The organism is Rhizobium sp. FG96, assembly GCF_057808655.1.
This window is the reverse complement of the sequence record NZ_JBMDIL010000001.1, coordinates 303,895-316,094: the sequence shown is the minus strand read 5'-3', so window position 1 is coordinate 316,094 and position 12,200 is coordinate 303,895. Positions and strand designations below refer to the sequence as shown.

Below are 12,200 nucleotides of genomic sequence, written 5' to 3'. Positions count from 1 at the left end.
CGGGCCAATCGGCCCTAGGGTGCCAGGTTGCCGGTCAGGAATTCGCCGAGCGATTTCGCTTCCGCCGAAAGCCGTGGCCGCCCTTTCACCAGCGCCAGTTCCGACGCCGGTTGCGGCTCGAAGCCATCGGCGGCCGAAAGCGCCCGGTGCTCCGGCAGAACCGCATCCGATGGCAGCAGGCTGATGCCGAGACCGGAGGCGACGGCCGCCTGCACGCCCATCAGCCCCTGGCTGGTATAGGCGATCCGCCAGCGCCGTCCGCTGCGCTCGATGGCGCGGATTGCCCGCTCGCGATAGATGCAGCCGACCGGAAAGACCGCCAGCGGCACCGGATCGCTCTCAGCCGCCCGCGTCTCACCCTCCACCCAGATCAGCTCTTCCTTCCAGCTTGCGAGTGCTGCGCCATCGCCCGGTTCCCGCTTGATCAGCGCCAGGTCGATCTCGCCGGCTTCCAGCAGCCGGCGCAGCTCCGTGCTCCAGCCGCTCACCGTATCCAGCCTGATATGCGGGGAGGCGGCCGAAAAGCCCGAGAGCAGCCCGATCAGCCGCCGCCCGGCAAAATCCTCGGGCACGCCGAGCCGCACGGTGCGCGGCGCCGCCGGCCTGCGCATCGCCTCGGCCGCTTCCTCGGCGGTCGAAAGCAGCCGCCGGGCATAGCTGAGCAGCAGCTCGCCCGCCTCCGTCGTCTGCACCCCGCCCGTCGTGTCGCGCAAGAGCAGCGCGTGGCCGATATTGGTCTCCAGCTTCTTCACCTGCTGGCTCACCGTCGATTGCGTCAGATGCACCCGCTCGGCCGCCCGGGTGAAGCCGCCGGTATCGACGACGGCGGCAAAGGTCTTGAGGAGATCGAGATCGAAACCGTAGCTCATTTGATATTTCACTGAGGGAAATTTTCTTATTTAATTTCTCAATGGCGCCGGCCTTTGTCAATCTGCCCCAACACAAGGAGACGACGGATATGACCCTTCCCGGAAACCGCCCGAGCTGGCTGACCTTCGATTGCTACGGAACACTGATCCAATGGGACGAGGGCCTGCTCGCCGCCATGGACAGGATCCTGTCGGCGAAGGGCGGCGATATCGATCAGACAGCCTTCATCGCCACCTATGACCGCCACGAACACGCGCTGAAGGAGGAGCGTCCGCACCGCTCGTTCAGAGAGGTTAGCGCCATCGCGCTGGAGCGGGCGATGGGCGAATTCGGCCTTGATTTCACCCCTGACGATGCCGAAATCCTGACCTCCTCGATCGGCAGGATGCCGCCATTCCCCGAAGTGGTGGAGACGCTGCGGCGCCTGAAGGCGGCGGGCTTTCGCCTCGCCATCATTTCCAATACCGACGATGCGATCATTGCGGGCAACGTCGCCCAGCTCGGCGGCCATGTCGATCGCGTCATCACCGCAGAGCAGGCCGGCGCCTACAAGCCCACCACCCAAATCTTCCATCATGCCTGGAAAGAACTCGGCATCGGCATGAATGATCTCGTCCATATATGCGCGAGCCCGCATCTTGACCTTGCCGCCGCCCGCAGATTGGGCTTTCGTACGGTCTGGGTCGATCGCAGCACGGGGCGCAAGCCGCTCAGCGATTACAGCGCCGATGCGGTCGTCCCCGATCTCGAAAAGGTACCCGGCGTGCTCGCTGCCGCCGGCTGGATGTAACCACTGCTGCGGAGGCAAACATGGCTCACGAACTGAACATCACCAAGGGCGGGCCTGCCCTCCTGCGCAATGTCTCGCTCGATACCGAGGAGATCTGGAAGGCGCGCGCCGATCTCGCCGCCTGCCTCAGGATGGCGGCGAAACTCGGCCTGGAGGAGGGGATCTGCAACCATTTCTCGGCCATCGTCCCCGGCCATCCCGATCTCTTCATCGTCAACCGCCTCGGCTGGGCCTTCCAGGAGGCGACGGCCTCCTCGCTGCTGATCTGCGATTTCGACGGCAATGTCGTCGCCGGTGACGGCGTGCCGGAGGCGACCGCCTTCTATATCCACGCCCGCCTGCACAAGATGTCGCCCCGCGTCGGCGCCGCCTTCCACACCCACATGCCGAATGCCACGGCGCTCAGCATGGTCGAGGGCGAGCCGCTGATCTTCGCCGGCCAGACCGCCCTGAAATTCTATGGTCGCGTTGCCGTCGACGAGAATTACAACGGCCTGGCGCTCGACGAACGCGAAGGCGACCGCATCGCCGCCGTCCTCGGCGGCAACGACATCCTGTTCATGAAGAACCACGGCGTCATGGTCTGCGCCCCCAATATCGCCGAGGCCTGGGACGATCTCTACTACCTCGAACGCGCCGCTGAAGTGCAGCTCAAGGCCATGAGCACCGGCCGCCGCCTGCTGCCGGTTGCGCCCGAGGTGGCGGCGGCTGCGGCGAGGCAGATGCGCGAGGGCGACCCGGAAAGCGCGCGGATGCATCTGGAAAGTGTGCGCCGGGTGCTGGATCGGGAGGGGTCGGGGTATCGGGATTGAGGGCGTTGGTGCGGTTGTGGGCCGGCAAATGCCTGAAGACCATTGGAAGATGGGGCGGTGGGGGGATCGCCCACGGAGGCTTGGAAATTCCGGCGGCAAAGACGCCGCCGGACCGATATCATTTGACCACAGTTAGCGCGGCATGCATCCCTGCTTCGAAATGACCCTTGATGTTGCAGAGGAGAAGATAGGAGCCCGGTGCAAGCTTAGCCTTCAGCGTACCATCGGCACCTGGTTTGAGGTCGGAAACCTCTCCCAAGCTTTTGAGTTGCTTCTCGTCGACTCGGTGTTTGCCTTCCGCAACGGAAACCTGTTGGTTCGATGCCTTGAGTTTGACCAGAACCATCTCGTGTTCTTCGGTCATTGCGTCATTGTGGACCATGAATACGACGTCGCCTGCCTTCACTGTCGGCTGATCAACAGTCAGGGTCATAGGGCCGCCGCCCTCACCATCTTCAGTCACCTTGATCGTTGTGGCGGCGAGCGTTGGAGTTGCCAAGCACAGCACACCAAGCGCGACAAAAATGCTTTTGTATCGGAACATACGAACGAATCTCCTCGGTTGAGCCCAGCAGCTGGCACCTAGTGATCGAACCTGACGGGCACCTGAAGGTTGAAACGGGAGCCAAGATGCGGGGCCCGACGCTTACCCACCGCCCTGTGCCTGGAGAGCAACCCACCTCCCTCATTCCTGTTGCCTTAGGGCTGCGCCCACGGGACGTCACAGGAATCCAGTCAGCCCAAGTCCTTGGGCTGAAACGACTCTTTTGCCGCTTACGCGAAGGCGGCCGCACAGCACGACGTAGCGCTCTGGCGACAGCCGTTGACGCCCCACACCTCCGCGTCACCCCGCATCAATTGATAATCTCGGCCCGTTCATCTGAAAGCAGCACGGCGAGCCGTTCTCTCCACGCCTGCAGCGCTTCAGGCGTCAATCTGGTCCACTGCGTGATTTCGCCGATGACCTTGAGCGGTGCGCGGCTGCGGTAGGACCGGGTCGGGTTTCCGGGGAATTTCTTGTCTGTCACATTCGGGTCGTTCTCGAATGGCCCTGTCGGTTCCACAGCGTAGACATGCGGAATGCTGCCGCCTTTGATGAGTTCGGCCGCAATTTCGGCGGCAAGCCCGGCGCCGTCCACAAGGCTTGTGAAATAGATGTGGTTCATGACGACATCAGGATGGTAATTCGACCTGTACCCCGCGGTCAGCAGATCACCCGCGCGCAGCGCTGCGACTGTGCCATGAAAGAAAGGTCCCTCGTCGAGCACGTCCGTCATCGCAATCCTCCCTCGTTTGTTCCTGTCCTTCTAGTCGGCGAGCCAAGCCGTGCCAACGTCCCCTCTGGCTGAGCCTCCACCTTTCACATTGCCTCCGTGGAAGCCCCCGTCATATCCTGATATCCTGTTGCAGCATCGAACTGTTAGGGAATCCGGATGGACACCCCTCCGATCATTGTCGACTATGCAGAGGTCATCCAGACCTCGCTTGCCCCGGTTTTCCTGCTTGCCGGCACCGCGGCCTTTGTCGGGATCTACGTCACCCGCCTGGGGCGCGTCTCGGACAGGCTGAACGAGGTGACGGACACCCACCTGCCGCGCGAAAACCGCTCGCGCCAGCTCGTCTATCTGCGCAGCCGGACCCTGATCCTTGAGACCGCCGTCATCCTTGGCGTTTTCGCCGGTATCTGCACTTGTTGCGCAATCCTCAATCTTCTTTCGGGCGCGCTTGCCGTGCGTCTCAGGCCAGAAAATCTGGTGTGGTTCTTCGGCGGCGCCATCGTTTCGCTGATGGCCTCGCTGGCCGCCTTCCTGCTCGAGCTCCTCGTCTCCGGCCACAGCATGCTGCGGCAGATCAAGATGGATCGCGATCAGGGCGGCTGAGCGCGCGCTCCCCTCATCTGTGCAGCGCAGGGGAATTGTGGCATAACTCCTCCATGGCGATACATGTCTTGGCGGTCCATCGTGACACGGTCGGGACGGAAGAGGGGCCGGGCGGTTCGCTTGCTGCCGCCTATTCCGTGGGCGTCTTCTGCTGGCTGCTGTCGGCGGGCGTCTATATCGCCGCCAAATGGGTCTCTCCCGAGATGCCGCCCTGGGCGCTGTGCTTCTGGCGGGTGCTGATTGCCTGGGCGATCCTGATGCCGATCGTCTACCGGCATTTCTCCGCCATGATCGCGCTGGCGCGGGCCCGCGGCCTGGAGCTGCTCGTCATTGGCGGCATCGGGCTGGCGATCTGCCAGGGCCTGATCTTCGTCGGCCTCGAACATGCCGATGCCACGACCGCCGGCATCATCATCGCGCTGATCCCGATCATCACCATGATCCTCGCCCGTTTCATCCTGGCCGAGCCGATGGGGCGCTGGCAGGTGATCGGCTCGATCCTCGCCTTTCTCGGGATCCTGGTCATCATCGTCAAGGGCAACCCGGCAGCACTCCTGCGCCTCGATCTCAATCCCGGCGAGTTGTGGATCGTCGCCGGCGCCTTCTGCTTCAGCCTCTATACGGTGCTGCTGCGCCGGGCGAAATTCGATCTGAACCGCCTGGCGCTCCTGGTTCTGCTGCTCGGCGCCGCGGTCGCGACGGCACTGCCCTTCTACCTCTTCGAGCTTGCCTCCGACGAGCGCTCGGCGCTGACCGCCAGCGGCCTTCTGGCACTCGGCTATGTGGCGATCCCGGGCGGCGCGATCATGTATTACCTCTTCAACCGCAGCATCGAGGCTCTCGGCGCAGCGCGGGCCGGCGTGCTGCTCTACATCCAGACGATCTTCATCGCCGTCCTCGCCTACCTCATCCTCGGCGAGCAGCTGCAGCGCTACCATCTCGAAGGCGCAGCCCTCATCGTCGCCGGCCTGCTTCTCATCATCCTGCTGAAGTCGAAGGCCGGAGCGGAAGCGACGAAGGCCTGACGCGGGCTGTCGTGATTGCGGCGAGCCCTTGGCAGACAATTTGCTTTCCAGGTGTATTCTCGTGGCGAGCAACATGATGGAAGGTCAAAGATGCCCGAGCAGAGTGAAGAACCGTGGGGCGTGTTCAGCCTGACCGCAGCCTCGAATTTCGCCTTGCGTTGCGCCGAGCTCTCCAGGCAGGAGGGTCATCCAACAGAGCCGCTGCGTGATATCATGACGACACTCATGACCGAGCTATGGGACCGCAACTTCAGCCAATCTGAAATTCGCGATGCATTTGCCGCGGCTGTCGGTCACCTTCCTCGATATGCGGCAGGAGAAGAGCGTCGAAGCAGCGTTTCCAGCGAGCCGTTTACGCATTTCTGATCGAGAGCAATGCCCACTCAACGCCTAACGCCGCCGAGGCCGCATCGCCGCCGAGCGGTTTCTCCCGGAAAAGAGCCACGTCACTAGCTAGGTTGAGGTCCAGTGAGAGTCGGCGATGCTTCCTCATAATCCTCGCTAAACCGGCCTCGCGACAGAAACAGTTCAAGAACGTGCTGCGCCACAGGCTTGATCCGTTCAGCGCATCCCGACCGAATATACTCTGCCTCGCTCTGGAACTGCAGCGTATCCTTTGTGATGCCTTCCAGCATACGCCCCAGCGCATTCACCGCCTGTTCTTCCTCGGCCGAGAAGGCACTGTTCGGCCACACGAGCAGCTGCCCATCGTCCCAGCAGTCATAAAACCCCAGGAAGTATTCGTTGTAATTTACCGCAATGAGCCCTTCGTTCCCCCGAGCAAGAACTTCGACAGCTTCGATAATCCGATTTCGCCACCTTTGTTCGACGATGCGATCTGAGACTTCCTCATCCATGGCAGCCCTCTTCAAACCAACTCCAGGCGGAGAGTAGTGGTTTTTGTGGCGGCTGTAATGACCGCTCCTAGCGGAAGCGGCCAAAGCCTGACGCATGCCCATTTCACTTCGTCGCCTTGGTGCGCGCCGTCAGCTTGTTGCCGTCGGGATCGCGGAGATAGGCGACGAAGGCGCCGTTCGGGCGTTCCGTGGGCGGGGTCTCGATTGCCGTGCCGCCATGCGCGGCACCGGCGGCATGCCACGCCTGAACATGGTCCCGGCTCGCAGCGCCGATGCCGATCGTCCCGCCATTGGCGGCGGTCGCCGGCTTGCCGTCGATCGGTGTGGTGATCATCAGCCGGCCGCCCTCATGGTCATAGATCAGCCTGCCTCGCGCATCCATCTCGCCGGGCTTGCCGCCCAGGGCGGTGAAGGTGGCGTCATAGAAGCGGCGCGACCGCTCCAGGTCGTTGCTGCCGATCATAACGTGGGTGAACATGTTTCATCTCCATAAGCGGGGCTATTCCGGGCTAGCCTAACCGCAGAGATGCGCAGCCGGAAAGCCAAATCAAGGTGGATCTTGCTTTCGCAGTTTCGCTGCACATGTGGCCGTTAGTAGGAAGCGGTATCACGGAGGATCACGCTTGCCGATCTACGACGAAAAAACCGACGATGAGAAGGCGCGCTGGTATTCCAGCGGTGCACGGTTTTACGTGGAGGGACGGCCGCGTTATCCGGCTGCGCTGATAGCCGCAGCCGCAGCCGTCACGGGGTGGCGGCCGGACAGCCGTATTCTGGAGATCGGCAGCGGCCCGGGCACCGCCACGCAGGATTTCGCCGCGCTCGGCGGCCGCTTTACCTGCGTCGAGCCGAATGCCGATTTCGTGGCGATTGCGCGTGAAATCCTCGCCCCTTTTCCGGATGTCTCCTTCCAGACGAGCACGCTGGAGCAGGCCGATCTCCCGGTCCTGTTCGATATCGTTCTTGCCGCATCCTCCTTTCACTGGATCGATCAGCAAAGAGGCGTCCGGCGCATCGGCGAAGTGCTGGCGCCGGGTGGATTTGCCGTGCTGCTGTGGAACAAGGAACCCCAGCCGGTGGCCGGGCAGGCGGAGGCAGTGGAGGAGGCCTTCCGGCGCTCCGGCTATAAGCAGCCGATCGCGAGGCAATCGCGGGATGATGTCGCCGCGGTGTTCCGCGGGCTTGCCAGGCCCTTGCAGGCAGAGGCTTTCGAGGAGAGGCTCTTTTGCCATGTCGAGCTTGCAGAAGACTACGGCATCGAGCGCTTCTTCGCCCTGCATCGCAGCCTCTCTCCCTTCCTGGCGCTCGCCCCGGAAAGGCAGGAAAGTGTCGCCGAGGCGTTGACCGGAAACCTTCGCGCGCTTCTTGGCCCGGTCATCCCCACGACCCGCATATCGGCCGCCCACATCTTCCAGAAGGCAGAGCGCTGAGGCAAACCGCGGCGCGCGCGAATTCAACCCGATAAAATACTTAAAATTGCAATCCCGGTCTAAGACCTGCGTTAAGCGATTTGTGGCTGAATGGGGCTCTGTGGAGGGTCGTCCGCATGCAGGCAAGGCGTTCAAGGGTCATCGTACTAAGCGTCTTGCTGGCAACCGTCGGCGCGCTCATCCCTCTCGCGGTCATGGGCTATGCCTCCTGGAAGCTGGCGATCAACAAGGAACTCCGGGTTCTCGACGCAGCCGGCAATGACGCGATAGCCCGCGCGCACTTCACCTTTGCCGATGCCCGCAAGGCGCTGGTCGATATGGAAGCCTCCGGCGCCGCCCGCTGCTCTCCCGCCCATCTCGCGCTGATGCGCACGCTGACGATCAATACGCACTCCGTCGAGGAGATCGGTTATTTCGACAACGGCAAGCTCAAATGCACATCCTGGGGCCTGACCGAAGGCGATATCGGCAAGGCTCGCGTCGATTACGTCACCCCTGATGGGGTGGAAGTGACGCTTCGCATCCAGCCGGCCGTGACCCATGCAAAGCCGATGGTCGCCCTGCATCTGGGAAGCCACAATGTGCTGGTGACGCCGTCCCGCTTCGTCGATGTCGGCCTGCCGCCGGATGTCTCGCTCGCGCTCACGAATTCCACCGGGCTGTTGATCGATGGTAAGAACAGCCCCGATGTCGCCTTCGCGCGCCGCCACCTCGAACAAAAGGCCGATGGCATCGACGGCAGCGACATGTTCGCCACCGTTGCCGATGGCGGCCTTGCCGCCGTGGTCACCGAGCCCGTCACCAAGGTCTATTCGCGGCTGCGCGGCGAGCTGCTTCTGCTGCTCCCGGCCGGCCTGTTCATCGCCGCCTTCATCGTCGGCATCGTCATCTACTTTTCGCGCCGCAGGCTCTCGCCGCGCGGCGAGCTCGAGATCGGCATCCACAAGCGCGAATTCCTCGTGCATTACCAGCCGATCGTCGAGCTTTCGACCGGGGTCTGCGTCGGCGCCGAGGCGCTGGTGCGTTGGAAATGGCCGAGCGGCACGATGGTGCGCCCGGACCTCTTCATCCCGCTCGCCGAGGAAACCGGCCTGATCACCGCGATCACCGATCAGGTCGTCGATGGCGTCATCAGCGATCTCGGGCGCACGCTGGAGCAGGACCGCTCGCTGCACGTCGCGATCAACATCTCCGCCGATGACATCAAGACCGGCCGCTTCCTCGACATGGTGTCGCTGAAACTCAAGAAAACCGGCATCCGCAACGAGCAGATCTGGTTCGAGGCCACCGAGCGGGGTTTCATCGATATCGATGCGGCCCGCATCAGCCTCGATCGCGCCAGAAAGGCCGGCCATTCCGTCGCGATCGACGATTTCGGCACCGGCTATTCCAGCCTGCAATATCTCCAGGGGCTGCCGATGGAGGCCTTGAAGATCGACAAGTCCTTCGTCGACACGATCGGCAAGGGCACCGCGACCAGCGCCGTTACTTCCCACATCATCGAGATGGCAAAGGAGCTCGGGCTGTTCACCGTCGCCGAAGGCGTGGAAACCGAGGAGCAGGCGAGCTACCTGCGCGAGCACGGGGTGACCTTCGGGCAGGGATGGCTGTTTTCGAAGCCGCTGACGGCGGCCGATTTCATCAAGTTTCACGCGGCATCGGTCGCACGATACGGCCGCGCCGCCGAGGTCATCCGCGTCGCCGCCTGAGTACCGGCGTCAGCTATCCGTCTCGTCCGCCTTCGAGGCATTGAACAGGTTCTTCAGAGCGCTGGTCTTGGTCTTCTGCGCCTTGCTGAGCTTCAGGGCGCGGTTGGCGGCCTTGGCCTGTTCCAGCATCATCTCGATCTGGATCTGCTGGATCTCGGTCAGCCGCTCCCACTGCCGGTTCAGGAGGTGGTCGACCTTTTCGTGCAGGTGGCGGATTTCGAGTTCGGCCTTGAGGTTGACCTTGTAGTCGTTGAGCGCCCGCAGCCGGTCCTTCGATTCCTGGCGGCGCTGGCTCATCATGATGATCGGCGCCTGCAGCGCGGCGATGGTCGAGAGGATGAGGTTGAGCAGGATGAACGGATAGGCGTCGAAGGCCCGCTGCTCGCCCATCAGGGCGTTGATGCCCATCCACACGGCGAGGAACAGGCAGAAGGAGATGATGAAGGTCCAGCTGCCGCCGAAGGTGGCGACGACATCGGCGACGCGGTCGCCGATCGAACGGCTCTCCTCGTAATCCTCTTCGATGTTTTCGGCCAGCGTATCGTGGCTTCTGAGGCTCTCGACGACCTCGTCCTCGAGGTTTGAAAGCTCGCCGCGTTCGTCACGCAGCAGCTCGGCGATATACTGGCCGCGATAGTCGTCGACGACCTTGCGGTTGATATAGTCGTCCGAGCGCAGGCCCGGATGCTTCTGGCGCATGAAGTCGGCAAGGGCAGGGCGCAGGTCGTCGAAGTGGATGGCGTCCTTCTTCTTCAGCGCAGCACCCGTGATCGCATCGACGAGGCGCACCGACTTCGCCTTGGCCTGGGCCAGGCTGTCGCTGTAGTCCTTCATCTCGACGGTGGCGGCCTCGCCGTGCCCGGCATCGAAATCCACGATGCCGCCTGCGAATTCAAGGGGCTTTTCTTCTGCCATCCGACGATCCTCTGTGCCGTTTTTCTGCGCTCTAAACATCAAATCGAACAGGATTGTGACACTATCCGGCGATCCCTGCGAGGCCATTTGCCGCCCCTGCGGCGCTGCCGCATGACACCGGTGATAGCAGCTTCTTGGGGCCGCGATTAACGGCATCAAAAGCTTTTTGCCGTAAGGGAAAGTCATGACTACGAGTGGACTTCGAAACCTGCTTTCGCTGGCCGTTCTGCTTCTGATGATGCTGCTGCCCTTCGCCGCCGCATCGGCTGGCGAAGCGGAGCCATCAGGGATTCCAAGCTCCTGCTGGGCCCCCGCCAGCCTCTCGGAAGACATCGCCACTGTGGCCGGCGACGAGAAGCGATGGTCCTGCGATACCCGCGAATTCTCGATCGATGCCGAGCGTGTCTTGCTGCGCTTCGAGATCACCCCCGGCGAGCCGCTTCCCCGCTATTTCCTCTCGCGCCGCGCAGCGCTCGACGCCGTCCATCTCCTCGCGATCGATCGCGATGGCGCGATCCGCCAGGATACCATCGCCGCCGCCCTCCGGAGTTCCATGGCCGGCGGCTATTTCAAGGCGCACCTGCCTGAGGTCACAGCCGAAACCCGCCGGATCGTCGCCGCCATCGACCTGCCGAGCCACAAGATGACGCTGGAGCGCGCCTATCTCGCCCCGGTCGATGCCGCCGGCGATGTCAGCGACATGCGCTTCGCGCTGCTTCTGGCGGGGCTCGCCGGCATGCTGGTCATGCCGCTGATCTTCAACGCCGCCTTTTACCGGGCGCTGCGCGAAACCTTCGTTCTCTGGCACACGGCGCTCACCTTCTCGCTGCTGGCCACCATTCTGGTCACCTCCGGCCTGTCGGTCCTGCTCTTCGATCCGCCGGCGATGACGCTGAGCTGGATGACGACGGTGATCTTCGGCATGACGGTCGCCTCAGGCACAATGTTCACCTACAGCTTCGTCGAACCCGGCCTCATGCATCCGCTGCTCAGGCGCGTCCTGCCCTGGTGCGCCGCCTGGGCGATCTTCCTGAGCGTCTTTCACGCGGCATTCCCCTTCGTCGCCCGTCCCATCCAGTCCAGCGTCTATACGGCCGCCTTTGCCCCGGTCCTTGCCATCTTCATGCTGTCGATGATCGATGCCTGGCGCCGCGGAAGCCGGGCCGCGCGCTACCAGGCGATCGGCTACGCGCCGATGGTCGCGGTCGGCCTGATCCGCCTGGTAACCGGCCTCGTTCCCTGGCTGCACAGCACCGATGCGGCGCTGCTCTTCTATGCCGGCTGCGTCTGCGAAGTCGTCTTCACCACGCTCGGCGTCGCCGAACGCTTCGTCACCATGAAGCGCGAGCGCGACCGCGCCCGAAACGAAGCCGAGCTGCTCGAACGCCTCTCCGAAACCGACGCGCTGACCGCCCTCCTGAACCGCCGCGCCATCGAGCGCCAGTTCGAGCAGCTGCGCGCCGAAGGTTTCTGCGCACTTGCCGTCATCGATATCGATCATTTCAAGGCGATCAACGACGTCAACGGCCACAGCACCGGCGACGAGGTGCTGAAAGCCGTGGCCAACGCCCTCCAGCCCGGCCCGCACGCCCGTGCCTACCGCCTCGGCGGCGAGGAATTCGTCCTCCTGCTGCGCGGCGAGGACGCCGAAACGCAGGCCGAACTGCGCCGCCAGGCCATCCCCGCCATCGTCGCCCACACCGTCCCCGGCCTCGGCCGCCCGGTCACCGCCAGCATGGGCCTCACCGCGCTCGCCGGCTGCGAGGACTTCGCGGCGATCTACCAGCGTGCGGACAAGCTGCTCTACGAAGCCAAGAGCGCCGGGCGGAATCGCACGCGCGGCGGGTGCGTCGGGGCGGCTGTGGGGCAGGGGTTTGCGACGGAGCGGGCGAGGAGCGCGTGAGGGGGGCGA

The 12,200-nt window shown here is 63.4% G+C and carries 14 protein-coding genes; 8 read left to right on the top strand and 6 right to left on the bottom strand.

The features are described 5' to 3' along the window. Window positions 1–14: 14 nt before the first annotated feature. The gene (locus ACODR6_RS01645; RefSeq protein WP_489020283.1) at window positions 15–869 is read right to left on the bottom strand and encodes a LysR family transcriptional regulator; all 855 of its coding nucleotides are present in this window, start codon (window positions 867–869) and stop codon (window positions 15–17) included. A gap of 89 nt (window positions 870–958) precedes the next feature. On the opposite strand from ACODR6_RS01645, the gene ACODR6_RS01640 reads away from it, so the two are divergent. Continuing rightward, window positions 959–1,660, top strand: coding sequence for a haloacid dehalogenase type II (locus ACODR6_RS01640; RefSeq protein WP_489020281.1), 702 nt, complete (start codon window positions 959–961; stop codon window positions 1,658–1,660). Between the two features lie 20 nt (window positions 1,661–1,680). Then, window positions 1,681–2,472: an aldolase gene (locus tag ACODR6_RS01635; protein WP_203429327.1), complete on the top strand. Its 792-nt coding sequence runs from the start codon at window positions 1,681–1,683 to the stop codon at window positions 2,470–2,472. Between the two features lie 118 nt (window positions 2,473–2,590). Here the strand turns inward: ACODR6_RS01635 and ACODR6_RS01630 are convergent, their stop codons facing one another. Then, window positions 2,591–3,016: a sulfocyanin-like copper-binding protein gene (locus tag ACODR6_RS01630; protein WP_203429326.1), complete on the bottom strand. Its 426-nt coding sequence runs from the start codon at window positions 3,014–3,016 to the stop codon at window positions 2,591–2,593. 310 nt (window positions 3,017–3,326) lie between these two features. Beyond that, window positions 3,327–3,755 carry an NAD(+)--rifampin ADP-ribosyltransferase gene (gene arr / locus ACODR6_RS01625; RefSeq protein ID WP_413711308.1) on the bottom strand — a complete coding sequence of 143 codons (429 nt, stop codon included), beginning with the start codon at window positions 3,753–3,755 and terminating at the stop codon, window positions 3,327–3,329. A 150-nt stretch (window positions 3,756–3,905) separates the two neighbouring features. Here arr and ACODR6_RS01620 point away from each other — a divergent pair, with 150 nt between their 5' ends. The 3 genes from ACODR6_RS01620 to ACODR6_RS01610 all read left to right on the top strand — a co-directional run bounded on the left by ACODR6_RS01620 (window position 3,906) and on the right by ACODR6_RS01610 (window position 5,743). Then, window positions 3,906–4,352 (top strand): DUF2721 domain-containing protein, encoded by a 447-nt coding sequence (locus ACODR6_RS01620; protein ID WP_489020278.1) that lies wholly within the window; start codon window positions 3,906–3,908, stop codon window positions 4,350–4,352. Window positions 4,353–4,405: 53 nt separating this feature from the next. After that, complete coding sequence (locus ACODR6_RS01615; RefSeq protein ID WP_489020276.1) at window positions 4,406–5,377, top strand: DMT family transporter; 972 nt, start codon at window positions 4,406–4,408, stop codon at window positions 5,375–5,377. Window positions 5,378–5,467: 90 nt separating this feature from the next. After that, window positions 5,468–5,743, top strand: coding sequence for a hypothetical protein (locus ACODR6_RS01610; protein ID WP_413711231.1), 276 nt, complete (start codon window positions 5,468–5,470; stop codon window positions 5,741–5,743). A gap of 83 nt (window positions 5,744–5,826) precedes the next feature. Here the strand turns inward: ACODR6_RS01610 and ACODR6_RS01605 are convergent, their stop codons facing one another. Continuing rightward, the gene (locus tag ACODR6_RS01605; protein ID WP_489020274.1) at window positions 5,827–6,234 is read right to left on the bottom strand and encodes a hypothetical protein; all 408 of its coding nucleotides are present in this window, start codon (window positions 6,232–6,234) and stop codon (window positions 5,827–5,829) included. A 103-nt stretch (window positions 6,235–6,337) separates the two neighbouring features. Continuing rightward, entirely contained in the window at window positions 6,338–6,712 is a 375-nt protein-coding gene (locus tag ACODR6_RS01600) for a VOC family protein (protein ID WP_489020272.1), read from the bottom strand. Between the two features lie 145 nt (window positions 6,713–6,857). On the opposite strand from ACODR6_RS01600, the gene ACODR6_RS01595 reads away from it, so the two are divergent. Both ACODR6_RS01595 and ACODR6_RS01590 read left to right on the top strand, forming a co-directional pair. Continuing rightward, window positions 6,858–7,664 carry a class I SAM-dependent methyltransferase gene (locus tag ACODR6_RS01595; protein ID WP_489020271.1) on the top strand — a complete coding sequence of 269 codons (807 nt, stop codon included), beginning with the start codon at window positions 6,858–6,860 and terminating at the stop codon, window positions 7,662–7,664. Window positions 7,665–7,780: 116 nt separating this feature from the next. Beyond that, complete coding sequence (locus ACODR6_RS01590; RefSeq protein ID WP_489020269.1) at window positions 7,781–9,373, top strand: EAL domain-containing protein; 1,593 nt, start codon at window positions 7,781–7,783, stop codon at window positions 9,371–9,373. A 9-nt stretch (window positions 9,374–9,382) separates the two neighbouring features. Here the strand turns inward: ACODR6_RS01590 and ACODR6_RS01585 are convergent, their stop codons facing one another. Beyond that, window positions 9,383–10,288, bottom strand: a complete 906-nt coding sequence (locus ACODR6_RS01585) for a DUF1003 domain-containing protein (protein WP_489020267.1) — start codon at window positions 10,286–10,288, stop codon at window positions 9,383–9,385. 184 nt (window positions 10,289–10,472) lie between these two features. On the opposite strand from ACODR6_RS01585, the gene ACODR6_RS01580 reads away from it, so the two are divergent. Then, window positions 10,473–12,191, top strand: a complete 1,719-nt coding sequence (locus ACODR6_RS01580; protein WP_489020265.1) for a sensor domain-containing diguanylate cyclase — start codon at window positions 10,473–10,475, stop codon at window positions 12,189–12,191. Window positions 12,192–12,200 lie beyond the last annotated feature (9 nt).

What these genes read in the sequence shown, in the direction of transcription:
- ACODR6_RS01620 (WP_489020278.1), top strand. Translation starts at nt 3,906, where the DNA reads ATGGACACCCCTCCGATCATTGTCGACTATGCAGAGGTCATCCAGACC.
- ACODR6_RS01590 (WP_489020269.1), top strand. Translation starts at nt 7,781, where the DNA reads ATGCAGGCAAGGCGTTCAAGGGTCATCGTACTAAGCGTCTTGCTGGCA.
- ACODR6_RS01580 (WP_489020265.1), top strand. Translation starts at nt 10,473, where the DNA reads ATGACTACGAGTGGACTTCGAAACCTGCTTTCGCTGGCCGTTCTGCTT.
- ACODR6_RS01615 (WP_489020276.1), top strand. Translation starts at nt 4,406, where the DNA reads ATGGCGATACATGTCTTGGCGGTCCATCGTGACACGGTCGGGACGGAA.
- ACODR6_RS01610 (WP_413711231.1), top strand. Translation starts at nt 5,468, where the DNA reads ATGCCCGAGCAGAGTGAAGAACCGTGGGGCGTGTTCAGCCTGACCGCA.
- ACODR6_RS01645 (WP_489020283.1), bottom strand. Translation starts at nt 869, where the DNA reads ATGAGCTACGGTTTCGATCTCGATCTCCTCAAGACCTTTGCCGCCGTC.
- ACODR6_RS01640 (WP_489020281.1), top strand. Translation starts at nt 959, where the DNA reads ATGACCCTTCCCGGAAACCGCCCGAGCTGGCTGACCTTCGATTGCTAC.
- ACODR6_RS01585 (WP_489020267.1), bottom strand. Translation starts at nt 10,288, where the DNA reads ATGGCAGAAGAAAAGCCCCTTGAATTCGCAGGCGGCATCGTGGATTTC.
- ACODR6_RS01600 (WP_489020272.1), bottom strand. Translation starts at nt 6,712, where the DNA reads ATGTTCACCCACGTTATGATCGGCAGCAACGACCTGGAGCGGTCGCGC.
- ACODR6_RS01635 (WP_203429327.1), top strand. Translation starts at nt 1,681, where the DNA reads ATGGCTCACGAACTGAACATCACCAAGGGCGGGCCTGCCCTCCTGCGC.
- ACODR6_RS01630 (WP_203429326.1), bottom strand. Translation starts at nt 3,016, where the DNA reads ATGTTCCGATACAAAAGCATTTTTGTCGCGCTTGGTGTGCTGTGCTTG.
- ACODR6_RS01605 (WP_489020274.1), bottom strand. Translation starts at nt 6,234, where the DNA reads ATGGATGAGGAAGTCTCAGATCGCATCGTCGAACAAAGGTGGCGAAAT.